Annotated in this window: 19 protein-coding genes; 7 read left to right on the top strand and 12 right to left on the bottom strand. The window is 37.8% G+C overall.

Translation table 11 applies throughout. The annotated features are described in order from the left end of the window. The gene (locus tag AC4IF5_RS09450) at positions 1 to 558 is read left to right on the top strand and encodes a SanA/YdcF family protein (RefSeq protein ID WP_490733881.1); all 558 of its coding nucleotides are present in this window, start codon (positions 1 to 3) and stop codon (positions 556 to 558) included. On the opposite strand, the gene tamL is transcribed toward AC4IF5_RS09450, so the two are convergent. Continuing rightward, entirely contained in the window at positions 555 to 3,155 is a 2,601-nt protein-coding gene (gene tamL, locus AC4IF5_RS09455) for a translocation and assembly module lipoprotein TamL (protein WP_490733883.1), read from the bottom strand. The two genes, AC4IF5_RS09450 and tamL, sit on opposite strands and share 4 nt — an antisense overlap. Here tamL and AC4IF5_RS09460 point away from each other — a divergent pair. Beyond that, on the top strand, positions 3,141 to 3,866 hold the full coding sequence (locus AC4IF5_RS09460) for a TrmH family RNA methyltransferase (protein ID WP_490733885.1): 726 nt from the start codon (positions 3,141 to 3,143) through the stop codon (positions 3,864 to 3,866). The genes tamL and AC4IF5_RS09460 overlap by 15 nt on opposite strands. Positions 3,867 to 3,939: 73 nt before the next feature. Here the strand turns inward: AC4IF5_RS09460 and AC4IF5_RS09465 are convergent, their stop codons facing one another. From AC4IF5_RS09465 to porQ, 5 genes are all read right to left on the bottom strand, one after another. Then, positions 3,940 to 4,437: a phosphoribosyl-ATP pyrophosphatase gene (locus AC4IF5_RS09465; protein ID WP_490733887.1), complete on the bottom strand. Its 498-nt coding sequence runs from the start codon at positions 4,435 to 4,437 to the stop codon at positions 3,940 to 3,942. Between the two features lie 3 nt (positions 4,438 to 4,440). Continuing rightward, on the bottom strand, positions 4,441 to 4,749 hold the full coding sequence (locus AC4IF5_RS09470; protein ID WP_490733889.1) for a phage holin family protein: 309 nt from the start codon (positions 4,747 to 4,749) through the stop codon (positions 4,441 to 4,443). Positions 4,750 to 4,829: 80 nt separating this feature from the next. Beyond that, positions 4,830 to 5,180, bottom strand: coding sequence for a YtxH domain-containing protein (locus tag AC4IF5_RS09475; RefSeq protein WP_490733891.1), 351 nt, complete (start codon positions 5,178 to 5,180; stop codon positions 4,830 to 4,832). A gap of 95 nt (positions 5,181 to 5,275) precedes the next feature. Beyond that, the gene (cmk, locus tag AC4IF5_RS09480; protein WP_490733893.1) at positions 5,276 to 5,950 is read right to left on the bottom strand and encodes a (d)CMP kinase; all 675 of its coding nucleotides are present in this window, start codon (positions 5,948 to 5,950) and stop codon (positions 5,276 to 5,278) included. A gap of 83 nt (positions 5,951 to 6,033) precedes the next feature. Next, positions 6,034 to 7,026, bottom strand: a complete 993-nt coding sequence (gene porQ, locus AC4IF5_RS09485; RefSeq protein ID WP_490733895.1) for a type IX secretion system protein PorQ — start codon at positions 7,024 to 7,026, stop codon at positions 6,034 to 6,036. 167 nt (positions 7,027 to 7,193) lie between these two features. On the opposite strand from porQ, the gene pyrH reads away from it, so the two are divergent. The 3 genes from pyrH (at position 7,194) to AC4IF5_RS09500 (ending at position 10,375) form a co-directional block, all read left to right on the top strand. After that, entirely contained in the window at positions 7,194 to 7,901 is a 708-nt protein-coding gene (gene pyrH, locus AC4IF5_RS09490; RefSeq protein WP_490733897.1) for a UMP kinase, read from the top strand. Between the two features lie 617 nt (positions 7,902 to 8,518). Continuing rightward, positions 8,519 to 9,073 carry a ribosome recycling factor gene (gene frr, locus AC4IF5_RS09495; RefSeq protein ID WP_490733899.1) on the top strand — a complete coding sequence of 185 codons (555 nt, stop codon included), beginning with the start codon at positions 8,519 to 8,521 and terminating at the stop codon, positions 9,071 to 9,073. A gap of 240 nt (positions 9,074 to 9,313) precedes the next feature. After that, positions 9,314 to 10,375, top strand: a complete 1,062-nt coding sequence (locus AC4IF5_RS09500; protein ID WP_490733901.1) for a 3-oxoacyl-ACP synthase III family protein — start codon at positions 9,314 to 9,316, stop codon at positions 10,373 to 10,375. 128 nt (positions 10,376 to 10,503) lie between these two features. Here the strand turns inward: AC4IF5_RS09500 and AC4IF5_RS09505 are convergent, their stop codons facing one another. From AC4IF5_RS09505 to AC4IF5_RS09520, 4 genes are all read right to left on the bottom strand, one after another. After that, a complete protein-coding gene (locus AC4IF5_RS09505) occupies positions 10,504 to 11,301 on the bottom strand; it encodes a hypothetical protein (protein ID WP_490733903.1) in 798 nt (265 codons plus the stop codon). Between the two features lie 381 nt (positions 11,302 to 11,682). Beyond that, positions 11,683 to 13,140, bottom strand: coding sequence for an LptF/LptG family permease (locus AC4IF5_RS09510; protein WP_490733905.1), 1,458 nt, complete (start codon positions 13,138 to 13,140; stop codon positions 11,683 to 11,685). Between the two features lie 120 nt (positions 13,141 to 13,260). Next, positions 13,261 to 13,908 carry an outer membrane lipoprotein periplasmic chaperone LolA1 gene (lolA1, locus tag AC4IF5_RS09515; RefSeq protein ID WP_490733907.1) on the bottom strand — a complete coding sequence of 216 codons (648 nt, stop codon included), beginning with the start codon at positions 13,906 to 13,908 and terminating at the stop codon, positions 13,261 to 13,263. 63 nt (positions 13,909 to 13,971) lie between these two features. Beyond that, positions 13,972 to 16,554, bottom strand: coding sequence for an FtsK/SpoIIIE family DNA translocase (locus AC4IF5_RS09520; protein WP_490733909.1), 2,583 nt, complete (start codon positions 16,552 to 16,554; stop codon positions 13,972 to 13,974). A gap of 146 nt (positions 16,555 to 16,700) precedes the next feature. Here AC4IF5_RS09520 and AC4IF5_RS09525 point away from each other — a divergent pair, with 146 nt between their 5' ends. Together AC4IF5_RS09525 and ccsA are read left to right on the top strand one after the other, a co-directional pair. Next, a complete protein-coding gene (locus AC4IF5_RS09525; RefSeq protein ID WP_490733911.1) occupies positions 16,701 to 16,829 on the top strand; it encodes a hypothetical protein in 129 nt (42 codons plus the stop codon). Between the two features lie 327 nt (positions 16,830 to 17,156). Further along, positions 17,157 to 20,432, top strand: coding sequence for a cytochrome c biogenesis protein CcsA (ccsA, locus tag AC4IF5_RS09530; RefSeq protein ID WP_490733913.1), 3,276 nt, complete (start codon positions 17,157 to 17,159; stop codon positions 20,430 to 20,432). Positions 20,433 to 20,706: 274 nt separating this feature from the next. On the opposite strand, the gene AC4IF5_RS09535 is transcribed toward ccsA, so the two are convergent. Together AC4IF5_RS09535 and AC4IF5_RS09540 are read right to left on the bottom strand one after the other, a co-directional pair. Next, positions 20,707 to 20,850 carry a hypothetical protein gene (locus AC4IF5_RS09535; RefSeq protein WP_490733915.1) on the bottom strand — a complete coding sequence of 48 codons (144 nt, stop codon included), beginning with the start codon at positions 20,848 to 20,850 and terminating at the stop codon, positions 20,707 to 20,709. Between the two features lie 62 nt (positions 20,851 to 20,912). After that, positions 20,913 to 21,884 carry a nuclear transport factor 2 family protein gene (locus tag AC4IF5_RS09540; RefSeq protein WP_490733917.1) on the bottom strand — a complete coding sequence of 324 codons (972 nt, stop codon included), beginning with the start codon at positions 21,882 to 21,884 and terminating at the stop codon, positions 20,913 to 20,915.

Raw genomic sequence — 21,884 nt, forward strand, 5'->3', positions numbered from 1 at the left:
ATGATATGTTTCTGTAATGTCTGGGTTTTTGGGCTTACCAACGGACGTACCTATACTAAAATATCCAAGATTCCGCCCCGGGAAATTGCCCTGGTGTTGGGAACCTCTCCCAAGATGAGATCAGGGGTTTCCAATCCTTATTTTACCAAAAGAATGGATGCGGCGGCTCTGCTTTATCATCATGGCAAGATCAAAAAGATCATTGTAAGCGGGGAAAAAAGCAAGGGCTATAATGAACCTGCTGCCATGAAAAATTATCTGATCTATCAGGAAGGAGTGCCTGAAGATATCATTATAGAAGATCCTAAAGGTTTTAATACCTATAAAAGTATCCTTCGCTGTAAGGACGTCTATAAAAAGAAAAATGTAATTATCGTATCACAGGGATTTCATAACCTTCGGGCATTGTTTTTTGCAAGGAATAATGATATGAACGCCTTAGGTTTTGATGCACAGGATGTTACGAAACCTGAAAGTTTTTACAGAAATCAGGCGAGGGAAATCCTCGCCCGTGTGATTGCTGTAATTTATTTTATTTTAGGCGTTTCTCCGGATTAGAAAGGATATCCGAACGCAATATTAAGCGTAGGCTTGAAAGGCTGGAAGTACTTAAATCTCCATCGGTCTCCTTCAGGTTTGTTAGGGTCATAGATCTTATAAGCAAGATCGAGTCGGGCAGTAATATAAGCGATATTTATTCTCAATCCGAATCCGCTACCGATACCTACCTGTTTTAAAAACCTATTGAATTTGAATTCATCTCCATACCCGTCGTTATAATTACGAAGGCTCCAGGTATTACCGATATCCGTAAACAAAGCCCCTTCGTACATTTTGTTGAACGGAACCCTATACTCTATATTCGTGGTGAGCTTTAAATTGTCGGTCATATAGGTACGCACCCTTTCATCAACCTGAGAGTCTGCAGGTCCTAATCCGCCAAATGCTACCCATGCTCTGATATCATTGGAACCCCCATTGAAATAAGATTTAATGATAGGCATATCTTTAGAATTCCCATAAGGAATCCCAACTCCCATGAACTGACGGAGTACCAGCGTTTGATTTCCATTGAACCTGAAATATTTTCTTGCATCGATATCGAATTTGACAAACTGTGCATAAGGAAGTCCGAAAATGGTTCTTTGAGGGCCGGTAACAACACCTCCGCTGTTATCTTTTTTATTAAACAGGCTCAGGATATTACCGGCAAGCTCAACTTTCCCGTTAAAATAAAAGGCATTGGGGTATTCTTTTTTTCCGATCTCACTGTATACAAAGTTATAAATCATAGAAGAAATAAGAACATCCTGTGTTTGCCTGTCTTTATTCACTAATGTTCCTAAAAATGCTGTAAGACGGTTGGCTCCTGATTGATCCAGGCTGGAGATATAATCATTATCTTCAAATATCTCCTGTGAAACCTGATCAGTGGTTTTTTGTCCGGAATGAAATTCCTGCCCGACATTAGGTCGGTATGCAAAATAATCATCAAATACTTCATCTCTTACAATACGGTCATTCACAAAGTAATCATAGTAAGCATCTTTATTTTTGGTCAGACTGACCTGAGTGTTGAATAAAGTAAGCTTATGATATACCTGGTCATTGACATTAGCCTGGTAATTAAGTCCTGTATTGAAGATAACTCTTCCCAAGCCTATATTGTTCTGTATAGATGCTCCCAGAAGAATAGATGAAGTAGGAGTGTATCGTTTAGGAATAAATTTATAATAATTAAAAGGGAGCAATAACCTTGGGAAGTTCAGGGATGCCTGGGCTGTTATTTCGTAAGCGGGAACCCTTTTATCAATATCCTTTGTACTTCGGATAGAGCCAAACGTTCCTGAGAGGCTCGTAGAAAGGTTTTCTGCCCCTCTGAAAACATTCCGGGTAGTAAGGTCTACATTAGGAGAGATCCCCAGATTCAAGACCTGAGAATAATTAAGATCGGTTCCCACTTTAAGCTCATATTTTGGCAGAGGTTTCAGTACATACAGGACATCCACAATACTGTCATTAGGAGCAGCTATTCCACCTTGTCTTAAGGAATCTCTTGCTTTTACAATACTAAAGTTGTTCATCGCCAGAATATTTCTTTTGGTCACGTCCAGCTTGGTCTGATCAAAAACCTGTTTACTGTCCGGAATAATCGCTCTCCAGATAGATGAAAGTTTATACTTATCATTCGCTGTGTGGAATCTTATTCTCCTTAAACTGTCCTTTTTCGTATTTCTTGGATAATCATGGGCTTCATCCACAATGGCAACGTCTATATTCCCAAAAGTTGAAATTTTATAAGGACTGTCTAAAGAATCTTTATGAATCTCCAATGTCAGCGGGACCTGCTTTGTATTTTTCAGAGAATCCGCAACAAAATAAACCTCATCATTGGAACTGTTAAACTTATAGAACCCGAATTCCCTCATGAGATCCGTAATTCTTGTTACTTCTCTCTCAAGCACTGTCTGATCAAGAATTCTTCCGGATCTGACAAGACTTCTGTTCAGATTATAGGTATAATACCCTTTGATTCCCTGGTCAGGAATGTTATAATAATAGCCCTTGATTCGGGTAGGTTCGTTATGTTTTATGAAATAATTGACAGCTGCTTTTTTAGAAGCGGAATCCAACGTATGCTTATAGGTTACATCAGCATCCCAATAACCTCTGTAGGTAAGTCTCTTCTTAATAGATTCGGCACTTTTTTCACTTTTCGTCTGATCCAGAATAACCGGAGGAGTTCCCCAGTTATGCAGCAATCGGTCAAAGAGAAGCCCTTTCCCTACATTACTCTGCATATTATATTTAATGAATAGAGAATCCCTTAGCTTCTGGTTTCTCATCTCACCGGGATAGGTCATATATTCATTAAGTATCGTATCGTATTTCGGATTAGCCATATTGTACAGAAGAAGACTTAATGGCATGAACAGGAATTGCTTTTTATTGGGCTTCTGCTGAATATAATCTTTCAGTTCCTCATCGAAAAACTCTTTCTTATCCCCGAACTCAAAATTGTTCTTAGTAAGCAGATATTCGCCTTCAGGAACTTTTTTTGTCGTACTACAAGCATAAAGGAGGCCAACAAATGTTGCAAATGAGATAATTTTATAATATTTTTGAGGAGAATTCTTATAATGCTTACAGCTCATACAATAAAAGTTTTACAATCTTTAGATAAAAAGAAGTTCAGACAAAAATACAATTTGTTTTTGGTTGAAGGTAACAAAATCATTTGTGAACTTTTCAATTCTAACTTTAAAGTTAAAGAAATATTATCAACCGATCCGCAAAAATTGGACCGTACTGACATTCCTGTGACCCATATCTCTGAAAATGAATTAAAAAAAATCAGTTTTCTTAAAACCCCAAAAGACTCTGTTGCCGTATGTTATCTTGCGGAAGAAAAAAGAGAGGCAGACAAGAGTATACAGCTCGTTTTGGATGGGATTCAGGATCCCGGAAATTTAGGGACAATTATCAGATTGGCAGACTGGTTCGGGATAGAGCAGATCATCTGCAGTGAAGACACGGTGGATTTTTACAATCCGAAAGTGATTCAAGCCAGTATGGGATCTTTTACCCGGGTGAATATTGTTTATACTAATCTTGCGGAATATCTTTCTGTAACGGAAAATGTAAATATAGGAACGGATATGGAAGGGGAGAATATTTATACTTTTGAAAAACCAGAAAAGGTCAATCTGATTTTAGGAAATGAAGGGAACGGAATGAGACCGGAAACAGAGAAGCTTTTACAGAAATGTATCAGTATCCCGAGGTTTGGAAAATCCCAGTCTACAGAAAGTCTGAATGTATCAATGGCTGCCGGGATTATTTTAGGACAACTATTTTCAAAGTAAAAAGCTAGAGGTTAGAAGTTATTATCAATCACTATTGAGTATTCTCTAACTTCTAACCTCTAATTTCTAACTTCTATATCAATTGTTCTAGGCTGGAAACACTTTTATTTTTCTGATATTCTTCCATTTTTTTTCTGACATATTTCAGGGCGATGGGGGCAAGGTATATCAATACGGCTCCTACAAGCTTTTTCTTCCAGTTGGAGCTTTTCATATTCTTTTTAGCATAGTTTCCTACAACGGCAGTGATACCGAGTTTTACCAGGCTGTCTGTAATATTTCCTTTAAATGCTGAGCTGGCAAGGCCTACAGCGGTATTTTTATTGATAAATAGGTCCTTTACTTCAGAGGTAAGCTGTTTTGCAATGACATCTTTTCTAAGAACTACTTTTTCATCACCATCTTTATCTATCTTTTCCTGCAGGTACTGGTCACTAAGTCCGTTAGTAAATGCACTTAAGCTTTCCTTTGTATTTTTGAATGTAAGAAGGTTCTCCAGATCATTTATTTCACCTTGAAGCAGTTTTTTCTTTCTTCTTAATTCTTCTATGCTTTCATATTTTCTGCCCATAGTTTAATGATTTAAAAATTTAATAACCTGATCTGCGACCGTATTGACAATCTTATTTTTGAAAGCAATAACAAAAGCCATTACCACACCATAAAATGCGGCAACGATTAAGAACCCGTAGGAATAATTATCCAATGCTTTACCAATAAGGAAAGCAATTCCAAAGTTGAAAAGGACAATAAAAAAAGCAAAAGCAACAAGCAGTACTACAAAGTAGGTAATGAGCCCGGCAGAAAGAGAAGACTTTTCAGTAGCTTCAATTTTCAGGAGATCTATTCTCTTCGAGGCGTATTCTTTAATAGTTTCTATCATTGTTTTTTTTTAAAGTTACAAAAAAAGGAACTTTCGCACAAAAGTTCCTTTCTGTAATTTACTTAAAAAAGATAAATTACTTATTTTTTTAGATCATTCAATTCCGCTTCCACATCCTTTACTACATCTGCAGTTTTAGAAACGATCTGATCTTTGTATTTGTCATATCCGTCTTTCACCGTATGGGCTACACTGTTTGCTGTTTCTTTGAAAGTAGAAGAAATATTGCTGTATTGGTCTTTTACTTTTTCAGAAACCTCTCCGTATTTATTTTTAGCCTGATCTTTCAGATCACTTGCTTTGTTCTTGATTTTTTTTCTGGTTTCTTTTCCTTCTTCAGGCGCGTAAAGCATTCCTAAGATCACACCTGCCGCAGCACCTGCAAGAAGTCCTGCCAATATACCTGCTGTATTATTTCCTTTTCTAGACATTTTAAGTTTTTTAATAATTAATATTAGATTAGTTTTTACAGTAATAAAACTTACAATTTGTGTACCAAATGAGGGTGTAGGCCTATTAAAAAATGTTAAATCTTTTCGATATGAGATAGAATAAGTTCTATCGTTTCTTCTTTGGTCAGCTCAGAATTATCAATGACGATAGCATCGTCAGCCTGCTTTAATGGGGCTATTTCACGCTCGCTATCGATCTTGTCCCTTTCAATAAGATTTTGTTTTACCTGTTCCTTGTCCGTTTCGATTCCCAAGCCTTTTAATTCCAGAAACCTTCTGTTGGTTCTTTCATCAATACTGGCAGTAAGGAAGAACTTATAGTCCGCATTTGGCAGAACTACTGTCCCTATGTCACGTCCGTCCATGATAACGCCTCCTTTTTCTGCTAAAGAACGTTGTGACTGCAATAAAAAATCTCTTACTTCTTTTTGCTTGGCCACAAGGCTGACATTGTCAGATACTATATTGGTTCGGATCTCTTTAGAGATATCATTATCATTAAGGAAAAGGATCAGTGTCCCGTCGTTGTTTTTAAACTCAAGCTTAATCCGGTCTAAAGAAGAGAATAATGTATTCAGGTCAATTTCACCGTTTTCATCCAGGCATTGCTGCAGCGCATACCAGGTTACACCTCTGTAAAGCGCTCCTGTGTCCATATGGATAAGTCCTAGTTTATCAGCAATGATTTTAGAGATAGAACTTTTTCCGGTAGACGAGTACCCATCGATAGCTATTACAGGTTTTTTCATACTGCAAATTTCAAGATTTTTTCTTAAAAATCAAGAAGAAGTACAAAAATTTCAGAATAATTAAGAAAATTCCCGGTCGTAAATTACTCTCCCCGATGGCTGGAAAGGTCCATGGAAATTCCTATCTGATTGACGTTCGAAGAGTTGTGATATCTTACATGAGCATAATCAATGCGGAATCTTGATACTTTGACGCCAAATCCTCCAGAAAGTCCTGAAAAGTTTCTTTGATCTGCCACGGCAAGCTCATTTCCTCTTCTTACATTATAACCCAGCCTGATATTAAAGTTCTTTTCCGGGAAAAGCTCTGCTCCCAGTGAGAAGTGATCTGCGATCTTTCTGCCCGCATTCACCTTTTGTCCATCTTTATTATATTCCGAAGAAATATCAAACTTCTGGAGATCATGAGCTGTAATGGTGACTGCAAGAGGGAAATTTTTGATGGTTTTGGTATATCCGAGATCAATTCTGAACGGAAGATTTTCTCTTACTCCGTTGAATGACTTCAGCTGGAAACCAAAATTTCTCAATACCAGGGAAACTACTTCTTTATTTTTTTTATTATGATAGGTAACTCCCGCGGTTCCTGAAATGGCGGAAGAAGTATAGTTGTCAATTTTTGAGGTGACGAAGTTAAGCCCTCCACCAATGGTCCAGTCTTCTTCAAACTGATAGGCATAGCCTGCACCAATGGCAACGTCTGAAGCCTTGAACTCGCCGTCCTGAAAACCGCTTTCATCCGTTCTTGGAATACTTCCGTAGCTCATATACCTGGCGTTGATGGTGGCCATATGACCATTCTCAAAATCTTTGGCGTAAGCTATTGTTCCGTATTTCGAATCGGCAAGATAAGCTGTAGCGTTTACAGAAAGCTGTTGATCTGAATCTTTATTTAACAAGGCAGGGTTTGCAATTGCAAAGGAAACATCATAATCTCTTATCGAAATCGCATCTCCACCCAAAGCAGCCTGTCTTGCAGATACAGGTACATTTAAGAACGGATAAACATTTGTTCCTGTTTGCGCATAAGAAACAATTCCTGATAGAAATAATGAAAAAATGATAATTTTCTTCAACTCAATTTATAATTAATGCAAAAATAATCCTTTTTCGTACTTTTCAAAATATTTCGGACATTATTTGTAATTAAATATTTTTCTTTTATCAATATTTTTAATGATTATATTTGCAAAATCAAATTTTGGGAAAACCAACGCTAATAAAAAGTTATTAAAAATAAAAGATGAAATATAAAAGAATCCTTCTGAAACTAAGCGGCGAGGCATTAATGGGGAACAGACAGTACGGTATTGACAACGAAAGACTGCAGGAATATGCTGCTGAGATCAAAAAAGTAGTTGAAAAAGGCTGTGAGGTAGCGATCGTCATTGGAGGAGGAAATATTTTCCGTGGTGTGGCAGGGGCTGCAAAAGGAATGGACAGAGTGCAGGGTGACTATATGGGAATGCTGGCTACTGTGATCAATGGTATGGCATTACAGGGAGCGCTGGAAGATGCAGGAATCAAAACAAGACTTCAGTCTGCAATCGAAATGGATAAAGTGGCTGAACCTTTCATCAAGAGAAGAGCGGTAAGACACCTTGAAAAGGGTAGAGTGGTGATCTTCGGTGCAGGAACAGGGAATCCTTATTTTACAACAGATACAGCTGCAACATTGAGAGCAATTGAAATAGGGGCGGATGTGATCTTAAAAGGAACAAGGGTAGACGGAATCTATGACAGCGATCCTGAAAAGAATGCCGATGCCGTAAAATACAATTCATTATCTTTTGATGAAGTATTTGAGAAAAACCTTAAGGTAATGGATATGACCGCATTTACCCTGAGCCATGAAAATAAATTACCCATCATCGTATTCGATATGAATAAAGAAGGTAATCTGGAAAGAATTGTAGAGGGAGAAAATGTAGGAACTCTAGTTGATTTGTAGTCAGACAGCTGAAAATAGCAATTTAGAATAAATGTGAGCTATTATTATCGGACAAGCAAATCTCTATACTTATAGCAAAATAGTAAAGGCTTACGATTATTAAGATAAAAGTAAGTGTTATCATATTATAAACCACCTGTTGCAACATTGATTATTGTGACAGGTGGTTTTATTTTATAAAGAATTTTTCCTCTGCATTCTTTAATAATTACTCATTTACTTCAGCTTTTATCGTTTGCTTTCCTGTTGAGAGCAGATGGGAGGAAATCCATCCAATGATCTGATCTATTATTTTGATGATCATCTCGTCCTTTGTTATAACAGATATTTCTGGTACAAGCTTATGAGAGTTGGGCTCAGGGAGCCCTTGAAAAGAGAATAAAAGATCAATAACAGCTTGTAATATTAAAAGGGACTATTTAAATTACGTGATTAAAAAATTAGATAAGTTATACATACTCTATATCAAAAACAATTATTATTTTTGCACCACTGAATACTAAAATACAGGCGAAAAGCAATCAGGAATACAGGTGGCTGTAGAATTTGAAAATAAATGACTTTTTGATATTCAGTATTTTAAAATAATGTGTAATTTATCAAACTATACTATAATAATGGAAGAATTAGATCTTATATTAGAATCTGTAAGACAGGACATGGACGCAGCTGTAAAGCACTTGGATCATGCATTTCAAAGAATTAGAGCAGGACGTGCTTCTACAACTATGGTTCAGGATGTAATGGTGGAATATTACGGAGCTCCGACTCCTATCAACCAGGTTGCCAATGTTTCTGTACCGGATGCAATGACAATCTCTATTCAACCTTGGGACAGAACGGCTATCGGTGCCATTGAAAAAGCTATCATTAATTCAAATTTAGGTTTTGCACCTTCTAATAACGGAGAGAACATTATCCTTAATGTTCCGCCTTTAACAGAGGAAAGAAGACGCGAGCTTGCAAAACAGGCTAAAGCTGAAGCTGAGCAGACTAAAGTAACGGTAAGAAATGCAAGACAGGACGGTTTGAAGGAGCTGAAAAAACTTGACGGAGTTTCTGAAGATGTTATAAAAGGTGTGGAAGAAGAAATTCAGACCTATACTGATAAGTATGTAAAACTTTGCGATGAGCATCTTAAGACAAAAGAAGCTGAAATTATGAAAGTATAATTTTCGGTTTTTAAAAATATAGAAAGAGGTTTCCTGGTTGGAAGCCTCTTTTTCTTTTGTGAAATAAGACCTTTTATTCGTTTCAAAGTTATATTGATGAGTCTTGCATATAAGTTGTTTTAAATTTTTCCTAGAATAGTGCCTTAGCCTGTAATATATTGATATGCATTAGCGTTAATTCATTATATTTATACAACAATTCCTGTAGTCTTATTTAAAAACAGGAAATTAAACATTAAAATGATGACGAAGATTACCGGCGTAGGAAACTACATCCCATCTGAAACAATAACCAATTTATTTTTTGACAAACATATTTTTCTTAATGAAGAAGGCGTTTTATTAAAAGATAATAATGCATCTATTACGGATAAATTAAAGAAGATCACAGGCATTGAAGAACGAAGATATGCTCACAGTACACAGGTGACTTCAGATCTCGGGTTCATTGCTGCCCGTTCTGCCATAGAGGATGCAGGAATAGATCCTGAGACATTAGACTATGTTATCTTTGCCCATAATTTTGGAGATGTCCGCTTTGGAACGGTACAATCAGATACGGTTCCCAGCCTTGCGGCCCGGGTAAAACATTTACTGGGAATCAGAAATAACTTTTGTGTTGCCTATGATGTGCTGTTCGGGTGTCCCGGATGGATTGAAGGGGTGATACAGGCAAATGCGTTTATTAGATCAGGCATTGCCAAACGTTGCCTGGTCATCGGTGCTGAAACGCTTTCCCGTGTGGTGGATATCCATGACAGGGACAGCATGATCTATGCTGATGGAGCAGGTGCTGCTGTTTTAGAAATCAACAACGACGATGAATCAGGGATAAAGGCACATTTATCAGCTTCTTATACTCTCAATGAGAAAGACTATCTGTACTTTGGAAAGTCTTACAACAATGAAAAATGTCCTGACACAAAATACATCAAGATGGATGGCCGGAAAATATATGAATTTGCCTTGGTGAATGTTCCTGCTGCCATGAAAAAATGTCTGGACAGCAGTGGATATTCCATCCATCAGCTGAATAAGATCATCATTCATCAGGCTAATGAAAAAATGGATGAAGCCATTGTCGACAGGTTTTATCAGCTGTATGGAACACCTGTCCCTGAAAATATAATGCCTATGGTCATTCAGAAACTTGGAAACAGCAGTGTGGCCACCATTCCTTCACTGTTGACGATGATTCTGAGGGGGGAGCTGGAACAGCATGAGATCAAAAAAAATGATGTGGTACTATTTGCTTCTGTAGGAGCCGGGATGAATATTAATGCCCTTGTTTATCAGTTTTAATCCTGTACAAATAATGAGATGATCGTTAAATAATAGAGCTTAAAAGTTGAAAATGTCAACTTCAGGCTTTGAAAGTAAAAAAGAGGCTTCAATTAAGAAGCCTCTTTTTTATGAATTGGATTATTGTTTTATTTACAGTTTTCATTGTAATCTGTAATGACTTCCTCTATAATTTCCGGAACATTGGACATTACATCATCGATCTGACTTTTGATTAATTTACCGAGGCCTGACCTTTTCTTTTCATCGTTTTTTAAAGAAGCATAGGCACCGCCGGTCATTTTCCCCTTGGTATAGCTGCAGTCTGATATGATCATTTTGGCCTTGGCAAAGGTAAGCTCTTCAATTTTGCCGCCTTTCTTGGAATAGATGTAGGAAGGATTTTGTCTCATTCTTTTGGTTTCCTGTTCTGCCGCGGCGATCTGGCTGTTTCCTGCTGAGAAAGTGGTAGGGTAGCCATAAAGCTTATACACCCTGATCTTTCCGTCCTTTACAATTTCAGCAAACTGTGTACTTTTTGTAAGATTATTGAACGCCTTAATGTTGCCGCTTAAGCCTCCTGTCGCAGTATTGAAACCTTCCTTGGTGTTGGTATATTTGATGCTTTCGAAATGTCTTTCATTATTGTTTTCATCAAAGGCAACGTACTCCTTGATATCGTCAGTGTCAAGTGTCCTGAACTTTTGTTTTTTTCTGGATTTATCAATGTCAGATACAGCAATAAACTTTACTTTTTTCTGATTGTTCCAGGGATACGTGGCATCTCCGTTCAATCTTACAATTCCTTCGGTTTTTTTTCCGTTTTTGTCGATGATATATCCATATTTTTCATCTGCTCTCAATTCATAATCCGTATTGTTATCCTCCTGTGCATAGGCATTAAAGGAAAACAGTGTAAACAGGCCTAATACCAGCACTTTTTTCATGTAGTTATAGTTTTAATTTTTTGTAAATATAATCTTTTATCGTTTGAAGAGAAATTCTTTTTTAAAGAATGGGGGAAGCCTGAAGACCGGAAGCAGGAGAATATTGTAGTTTAAAAAAGCTCTATAGTTTTAAACATAAAAAGGCCCGGAAAATCCGGGCCTGTAATTTCTTACTCTCTGAATATCATAATTTCTTAGAGCCTGTTTAAATTTGTATTAAAATATTATTTCTCGCTGATTTTGCAAATCCCGCTGATTTGATTTACGAATAATGATCTGCTAAATCAGCAAAATCAGCGGGAAAATAAAAAAAATAAAGCGTTAAATTAATTATACAAAATTATTAGCAATTAAATTTAAACAGGCTCTTAATTAAAAAAACTACTGATATCTCTTATGCTCCTTATTCTTTACAAATAGTCTTGTAACAGGTTTGAACAGTGCCTTGTACTTTTCAGCATCAAACAATTGTGAATCGGTAAGCGCTTTGTACGTCATCCAGACTCCGAATGGAAAGAGAATTAAATTCGGAAGCCATGCTGCAAGATAAGGGTTCATTTTTCCGCTCCATGACATATTTTCCACTCCCACGTTCATGACGTAAAAGATGATGAAAATAATGATCGCTATGATCACAGGAAGTCCCATACCTCCTTTTCTGATGATGGATCCTAAACTGGCCCCTATCAGGAAGAAGATGATACAGGTTACAGAATACGATACTATTCTTTGCTGGTAGATAACTACCTTACTGAAATATTTTACATTGTTGCTGAATTCATTCTTTTTTGACTCCAGTGTTGATTTCAGGTTATCCAGCCTGTTGTAAGAATAGTAGATCATCTCCAGTTTTTTATTGCCTTTTACGGTGTCTAATTTGATCTGTACCTTTGGAGCTACTTTATGTTTGTTGCCTTTGTCCATATAGTTGATGATGGAATTGGTCTGTCCCAAAACTTCAGCTCCTATATTGTCAAAGAACTGCTTATTCTCTTTCTTGCTTCTGGCAATGGTTTCATTAAGCTGGTTATAGGTCTGGAAACGGTAGTCATCTGTGATCTGCTCTTTTTCGATCGCTTTATTAATGATATCACTGATGTCAAAGTGATTGACCAGCGTATCGAATTTAATGGCCTGGTCAGGTTGTTTCTGTCTCACATTGTCACCTTTTCCGGCGAAAGCATCTTCAAATACATAGCCATTGTACAGGACCAGCTTAAGGAAATTCTTATTGGCTGCAGGAACGAACTTTCCTTTTTCAGCTACAATGGACTGCTGGTTTTCGTAAGTATTTGCTTTTTTGTGTACAAAAACCCCTTCAATATTTTCTCCGTTCTCTCCATAGATCTTATCAAACTTTACCATGTACCCGGGGATCTGATCAATGAACTGTCCGGGAGTAAAATTAAGCGCAGGTTTGGTCTGCGCAATATTGAAAAGCATATTTTTTGCTTTCTTCTGAAAATCCGGGATGATATTATTGGAAAAAAAGTACAGCATGATGGCCAGGATTGTTGCTACTCCCAGGAGCGGTGCCATTACCCTTGTCAGAGAAATTCCCGCGGCCTTCATTGCTGCAAGCTCATACCTTTCGCCAAATTCTCCGAAAGACATTATACTTGCCAAAAGAATGGTAAGTGGCAGAACCATACTGATCACACTTACTCCAAGATAAAAAAGAAGTTTAAGGATCTGCCAGTAGCTTAATCCTTTACCCATAAATTGCCCCAGCTGAACCCAGATAATGTTTACAATAAAAATGAAAAACAATACGCTGAATATAAAGAAAAACGGTCCAAAGAAGGTTTTTATGATATATCGGTCTAGTATTTTTAACATGCGCCAAAATTAATCAAAAAGCCACAAAGTTTACTTGTGGCTTTTCATATTTTGTTATTTTTTTTCCAGAGCAAAACTGCAAAAGGTTAATTTTCAAATTCGCGGCTTTGCTTTTTTACTTTAAAGCTCTGTAATTACGTAGTCTTTGAACTTATTCTTGTCAAAAACAAACATATTAGGATCCAGCTGTTGATTTTCTTTGTATTCCTTAATGGCGATCACTGCAACGTCCTTATTATTTCCATGCTGTTCCAGCTTTACCATTTGTTTTTTTGCTGAATCTACAAAAAGATAAACATACTGTATTCCGTTTGCTTTCACAGGGGTCAGCTTAATAAAATCGGCATTGACTCCATTGACCATTTTCTTACCGTTATATGTTACGTTGTAATCATTCCTGTAAGTGGTAAGATAGTTGATAGGGGAGAACATGGTGCTGCTTCCGTTAGGCTTTGCAATCGTTACTTCCATATCATCCGCATTGATATTGTAGATCTTATTTCCATCGAAGATCTGTTCAGTATCCATGATCTTCAGTTTGTATTTTTCTCCCGCTACATAGTAAATACCGGGTTCAGTTTTTGTAACCTGTCCGTTAAGGCCGCTTCCAAAAGAAAATTTGAAGTAAGAATTCTTTTTAGAATTGTAATTGGCTGTAATATCATCCAATATCTTTTTAGCTTTAGCATCGATCTTTTGAGCATCTGCCATTCCTACTGCACCTACAACAAAACTTCCTAATATAACTTTTGAAATAATATTTTTCATTTTCTTATTTAATATTCTTTAGACATTTTTTCATGTAAAAGGTTAAAATCCTCAGATTTTCCTTTAGCTACGCAAATCTTCCAAAAACTGTTCCAAAGAATGAAGATCACTGATCAGGACCTCTCTTGCCTTAGCTCCGTTGAATCCTCCGACGATACCGCTTGCTTCAAGCTGATCCATAATTCTGCCGGCTCTGTTATAGCCCAGTTTCAGTTGTCGCTGAAGCATTGAGGTAGACCCCTGTTGTGTAGAAACGATAATTCTTGCCGCTTCTTCGAATAACGCATCTTTTTCATTCGGGTCAAAAGTACCTGCTGAACTTGTAGAATCTTCAGAAACATATTCAGGAAGCAGGAATGCCGATGCATATCCTTTCTGCTCACCAATGAATTCTGCGATTCTTTCCACTTCCGGAGTATCTACGAAAGCACACTGAAGCCTTAAGATCTCATTTCCGTTGAAATAAAGCATATCTCCTTTACCGATCAGCTGATCAGCACCCGGGGAATCCAGAATTGTCCTTGAGTCAACACTTGAAATTACCCTGAAGGCAGCCCTTGCGGGGAAGTTAGCTTTGATCATCCCCGTAATTACGTTTACGGAAGGTCTCTGTGTTGCTACAATAAGGTGGATCCCAACGGCTCTTGCAAGCTGTGCCAGCCTGGCAATCGGTAATTCAACCTCTTTTCCGGCGGTCATGATCAGATCCGCAAACTCATCTACTACCAGTACAATATAAGGCAGGAAACGGTGTCCGTTCTCAGGATTTAATTTTCTTTCTGCAAATTTCTTGTTGTATTCTTTCAGGTTTTTACAGAAAGCGTTCTTAAGAAGGTCATAGCGGGTATCCATCTCAATACACAATGAATTCAGGGTATTGATCACCTTATTGGTATCTGTGATGATCGCTTCTTCTGCATCCGGGAGCTTCGCTAAATAATGTCTTTCAATTTTTGAATATAATGAAAGTTCCACTTTCTTAGGGTCAACCATTACGAACTTCAGTTCACTTGGGTGCTTTTTATAAAGAAGAGAGGTCAGGATCGCGTTAATTCCGACAGATTTACCTTGTCCTGTCGCTCCCGCCATCAAAAGGTGAGGCATCTTTGATAGATCGGCCATGAAAATCTCGTTGGAGATCGTTTTCCCGAAAACCACCGGGAGATCCATATCTGTATTCTGAAACTTCTGAGAAGCAATCACAGAACGCATAGATACCATCGTAGGGTTTTTTCTGGGTACTTCAATACCAATGGTTCCTTTTCCAGGCATGGGTGCGATTATTCTGATTCCTAGTGCAGAAAGGTTCAAAGCGATATCATCCTGCAGTTTTTTAATCGCTGCAACTCTGATCCCTGCTTCAGGTACAATTTCATATAAGGTAACAGTAGGTCCGATCGTTGCCTTGATCTCTGCAATTCCTACGTTAAAGTTTTTCAGAAGTCCAACGATTTTATTTTTATTTTCTTCTAGTTCTTCTTTGTTGATAGAAATTTCTTCGCTGCCATAATCCTTTAACAGATCTACAGTTGGCATCTGGAAGTTGGCAAGATCCAGTTTATGATCATACAGGCCGTGCTTCTCTACAAGCTCCTGTGATTTTTTGTCAGAATCATCCAGGATATCAATCACCGGAGCTACTTCCACATTGAATTTAATGTTTTCCTGTGCTGGTGTGGATGTTGTACCCACTGATGATGGAGCGGAAGGTCTGATATCAAATGCCTCTTCCGGAGTTGAAACCGGAACTGCAGGTTTTGCGGAAAGGTTTAAGCTAACAGGTTGAGAAGCATCTTTTGGCCCAGCTTCAAAAGAAGTATGGTTAGGTGTTGTAATGGTTTCTATATTGGTAGAAACCGGAACTTCAGGAAATCCTTTAGGAGCACTTACAGCTTCCTGTTCCTTGGTCTTGTTAAACGGACTATTGGAAGTATGGGTTGGAATATCACTTACCGTAACATTAGGAGCAGTTGTTTCTTCTGTTTCCTCAATCTCTTCTTTCAGGTCCTCGTCCGCTTCAAAATCCTCATCAGAATCCGGCATCATGGATTTGACTTTTCCAATGGTATTTTCATTGATCTTATCCAGTTTTGCTTTGATCGAACTTGGGCGTAGATTGAATTCAAGAATAAAATATAAAAGGATACTTGCGACCAATACGGTCCATAAGCCTACAGTTCCGATAATGGAATTAAGATAATCCATGATCTGATAGCCGTAAACTCCTCCCAGAACACCCTGGCCTTTGGTAAGGGCCCCCATGAAAATAGGAAGCCAGCAAATGAAAAACAGGGAATGACCAATCGTTTTCCATGGCTTGAAGATTTTCTTTTTAAGGATCAGTGTTCCTACGACAAGAAATAAAAAGGCAATAATAAAGGAGGCGATACCGATGCTTTCAAATATGAAGATATTTCCTAACCAGTCGCCCACCTTGCCAAAAATATTTGAAGATTTTATACTCTTGTCAAGCATTGTTCCTGCCTGGCTCTGGTCAGCCTTCCAGTTCATTAAATAAGAAATGAAAGAGAAAGCAAGGACCGCAGAGAAAAGTATAAACGTAAGCCCGGAAAAGATACGTGGCTTAGATAAAATTCTGCCTTTTTCAGGAGATTCAGTCGGTTTTTTTTGTGTCTTTTTATCCATAATATCAATGTCGCAAATTTAATGTTTTTTCAACACTAAAAGAATCTTTTTTACTCAAAAGAAAGCCTAATTTAGGGTTATTTTTTTGAAATTAAACTGAATTGTAAAGATAATTTTCAGACTTGATTTCCATGCTTTTCCAAAACATGAAATACGTCAGCAAAAATATCAGCCTTTCAGAAGATGGGTTGAATCAGTTTGCAGACGCATTTCAGCTGAAAGTAAAACCAAAAAAAAGCTTTGGGTTTATTTCTGAAAGCAAAAGACTTGGATGAATCTACTTATAAGATAGAAGAGCTGATAACTGAAGCAAGGTCAAAAATTGTATGAGACACCATATTGTATAAACTTCTAATTCATCCTATTAATGATTCAACAATGCTTTATCAACGAGTATTTTGAATAGAAGTTTTCAATCACTCATATAGGTATTATAAATCTGTATTTTTTCGGTTTTAAACTTTGAATTTTTCCTAATAACTCCAATATTATTAAGAATGATTCAAAATAAGCAAAACAGGCTTCAAAATGACAAAAAACAGCTTTTTTTCAGTTCTTTGTGGTTTATCATCCTTATTTTTGCATGTCAAGTACAATAAATCATGAAGAAGCTCCAAGATATTCTTATCTCAACCAGGACAATGGCTGTATTGTTGCTGGTGTACGCATTCGCAATGGCCTATGCAACGTTCTTAGAAAACGACTATGGAACTCCCACAGCAAAAGCATTAATTTATGAGGCAAAATGGTTTGAACTGATCATGGTCCTGCTTATTCTCAACTTCATAGGAAATATCGGAAGATACAGACTGTGGAAGAAAGATAAATGGCCTGTTCTGGTTTTTCACCTTGCCTTTGTTTTCATTTTTATTGGTGGTGCCATTACCAGATATATCAGTTTCGAAGGTACCATGCACATCCGGGAAGGGGAAACTTCCAACGAAATCGTAACGGATAAGAACTTCTTTAAGATCCAGATCGAGGAAAAAGGTGATGTTCTTAATTATCAGGATGTTCCTTACCTGATGTCTCCGCTGCACAAAGACTTCAAAGCAACCTATGATTTCCACGGGAAAGAAATCAAGGTGTTCGCTAAAGAATACATTCAAAGAAAAAAAGACAGTCTGCTGGCTGAACCGAATGGAGCAGAATATCTTCATCTGGTCTCTACAGGAAATACAGGAAGACAGAATATTTATATCAAGCCGGGAGAAACAAAATCCATCAACGGAACTTTGGTTACATTCAACAGGGCTATTGAAGGTGCTGTTGAATTTAAAAATGAAGGAGGAAAGCTGTTCATCAAAACACCTGTTGATGCTAGTTTTATGACAATGGCAACACAGGCTACAGGGAATACGAAGAAAGATGAATTCCAGCCTTTGGCATTGAGAAGTTTATATACGATCAATGAGCTGAAGCTTGTGGTCCCTGAAGGTCTTAAAAAAGGAAGACTGATGGCTGTTGAAGGAGACAGAAAGAAAGACGCTAATGTTCCGGACATGCTTCAAATAGAGCTGCATGGTCCTAAAACAAAACAAATTGTTGATCTTTCTGTGGAAAGAGGTAACCCGAATGCTTACAAGCAGGTAACAATGGATGGTCTGAATATCATGGTGGGATTCGGGCCTAAAGTATATAATACTCCTTTCGCATTGAAGCTGGATGATTTCGTTATGGAAACATATCCAGGAAGCTCTTCTCCAAGTGCTTATGAAAGTCATGTGAAGATCATTGATGAAGGAAAAGAGACTCCTTATAAAATATACATGAATCACGTTCTCAACCATAAGGGATACCGTTTCTTCCAGTCAAGCTTTGATCCGGACAGAATGGGAACCGTATTATCTGTAAACCATGATTACTGGGGAACTTTGATTTCTTATATCGGATACGGATTGTTGTTTTTAGGAATGTTCGTGATCTTCTTCTGGAAAGGAACACATTTCTGGAAGCTCAATAAGATGCTTACTGATGCCAATAAGAAAAAGACCAGGGCTGCAGCAGTATTGCTATTGTTCTTCAGTTTAGGAATGAACGCGCAGGAGATTGAAACACATGGTACAACCGACGGAAGCAGAGAGCACATTCATGTAGAAGGTGATGACCATTCTCATGCCCCGGCTCCGGCAGTCCAGCCGCTTGATGGTGCTGCTCCAAAACAAAACTCATTGGCAACCCCAATGAATAAAATGAGATCAATCTCTCCTGACGAAATCATTGCAAGAAACAGGATCAGCAGGGAGCATGCAGATAAATTCGGATATCTTCTGGTGCAGAGTTTTGAAGGAAGAATTGTTCCTATCAATACAGAAGCATTAGATGTTTTAAGAAAACTATATAAGAAAGACAAATTCAAAGGGACAGACGGAAATTACCTGACTGCCAACCAGTGGTTCCTTTCGATTAATACAGATACGCCAAGCTGGACGATGGTTCCGATGATCAAGGTAGGTCCTAAGGGAGGTGACGAACTGAAGAATAAGACCAAGGCTAATGATGAAGGGTATACTTCATTAATGAACCTTTTCCCGGCTGATGCCAACGGTAATCTAACTTATATCCTTGAGCATGATTATAATACTGCTTTCCGTAAAAAACCGGCTGAGCAGACCAATTATGATAAAGAAGTAATTGCTGTAAACGAAAGAGTTCAGATCTTCAACGAGTTCTTCAGCGGGCAGTTTATGAGAATTGTTCCTGTGAAAAATGATGCCAACCACACATGGCATTCATGGCTTGATCAGAAATTCGAACCGGATATGGAGTCCCAGCAGGTAATGGGGCCTTATTTTGCAGAAGCTTTAACGGCGCAGAAGACAGGAAACTGGAGCAAAGCGGATGCTGAACTGGCCAAGCTTTCAGATTACCAGCAAAAATGGGGGAAAGCGGTTGTTCCTGCAAAATCTAAAGTTGATCTTGAAGTTTTCATGAATAAAGCGGATATCAACTTTAAGTTGCTGATCTTCTATACGATCATCGGCGGACTTCTTCTGGTGTTAGGATTTGTTGAATTATTTAAGCCTGGAAGAATATTAAACAAAATTATCAAAGCAATTATTGCTGTTGGTTTAATAGGATATCTGTGTCATTTCTTAGGTCTTGTGGCGAGATGGTATATTTCAGGTCACGCCCCTTGGAGTAATGGTTATGAAGCGATTATCTTTATTTCCTGGGTAGGTATTACTGCAGGATTGATCCTTTATAGAAATTCCAACGCGCTCATTCCGGCATCCGGATTTATGGTAGCGGTCATTATGATGGGGTTTGCACACGGAGGTTCAGCGCTTGATCCACAGATCACTCCGCTTGTTCCGGTACTGAAATCTTACTGGCTGATCGTACATGTGGCGATTATTACATCCAGCTACGGTTTCTTTGCCCTGTCGATGATTATTGCTGTGATCTCTCTTGTATTTTATATTATTTCCAATAAAGACACTTATAAAATTCATCATGACACCACATTGAAGGAATTGGTAATTGTTTCTGAAATGTCATTAACCATTGGTCTTTTTGCTCTTACCGTAGGAAACTTCCTGGGAGGTATCTGGGCAAACGAATCATGGGGAAGGTACTGGAGCTGGGATCCTAAGGAAACATGGGCTTTCATCTCGATCATGGTATACGCTTTCGTATTGCACATGAGGTTAGTTCCCGGATTAAGAAGCAGATGGGCGTTCCATGTGGCGACAATGTTTGCGTTCTGTTCCATGGTAATGACTTATTTTGGAGTGAATTATTATCTGAGCGGGCTACACTCATATGCAGCCGGAGATCCGGTACCGGTACCGGCTTGGGTATATATAGGAATCGCTACCATGATCACTTTATCACTCATTTCTTACTTCAAGTTTAAAACATTAACGAAGAAATAATCTTTTGAACCTATAACTTAAAATCCCGGAATTCTCAATTTCCGGGATTTTTTTGTGCTTAGAGATGAAACAGACAGATTTACTGAGCCGTTTTTATTTTAAAGTTTTCAGGGAAAAGTCTTTTTAGTTGAATATAAGGGGAATCAAAGAAGTGAGGTAGCGATTGGGTAACAGTGCTTGTTGCTTTGTATTTCAACGTGTTTTCGTTAGCTCATAGCAAATATGCATTTTTTGTCTAAACTTTACCTATAACGGAATAGAAAAGACAGTTGAGTTAGATCGTTTCTTTGCTGCTGAAATATTCCTGTGCTATTGTTATTATTTCTGCACTAAAATATCTTCTGCCATTGCAAGCTCCTATGATTGCTTTCTTAAAATCGTCTGCATCACTACTGATTTGTTCAATAGTGTTTACCATAACATTTGTCTATCCGGTTTGCGTACCAAATGTTGTAAGTTCATGCTTGTGGATATTTTTTATTACTTCATTTCTTCGTTTAATCGGTAACTATCCTCCATAAAATGATATTTTACGATTTTACCGTCACGGATTTTAAAGATATTTGTGAATTGGGCGTTGAATACTTTATTGTACTTCAATATTACCGATGATAATTGCCCGACTGCCACAGCATTTTCTCCATTTATAGCGATAAATTCAACATCAAATTTTTCGGATTTTATATTTTGATAAAGGACTTTAAAATAATCTTCAACTTCCTTTTTTGTGCTTCGCTTTCCAGCCCACGGAAACTTTTCCTTATTCCCCGGTAAATCAAAATCAACGGCTTCTGCAAAAAGCTCCGCCAAACTGCCCTCTTTTTTACCTGATAGAATTTTGTAAAATTCTTCCACAACTTTTTTTGTTTGAATTTCAATGTCTTTATGTTCAATTTCTTTTAGGTTTTGAATGTCATTTTTTAACAATGCCACTACTTCTTTATCAACGCCTGCGTGGTCGGGGTCAACATAGCAGTACATTCTCTTTATGTGGTTATCCTCAAATTCAAAGACCGTACAAAACTTTCCATATGACACCTCATTATCGGGAAATACAGCTCCTGTATGTATTGCGCCTTTTTCCACTCCCTCCACCACAACAGTATTGTCTGCTACGATAAAGTTGAATTTGTCCAGCTCAAAAGTGAGGTTGTTGAACAACTTCCTGACCTGTTGTCCGAATTTCTTCACTCCGTCCTTACCTTCTGCAAATCCGAATTTTGGATAGAATACCTTTACATCTTCCGTAAACAGATCATAATAACTGTCATCGTTGAAATTTCCACTGTTGATTTTTTCATAATAGGATTGTGCAACCAGTCGTTGCACTTCTTGTTGTGAATTGCTTGTCATAATTTTTTGTTGATTACTATTATTCAATTGTATTTGTTGTGCATATAAACTGCCTACGGATAGGAAAGCTAATGATGCAATTAGGGTTGCCTGTTTCAT

This window comes from Chryseobacterium sp. UF-290 (assembly GCF_058245615.1).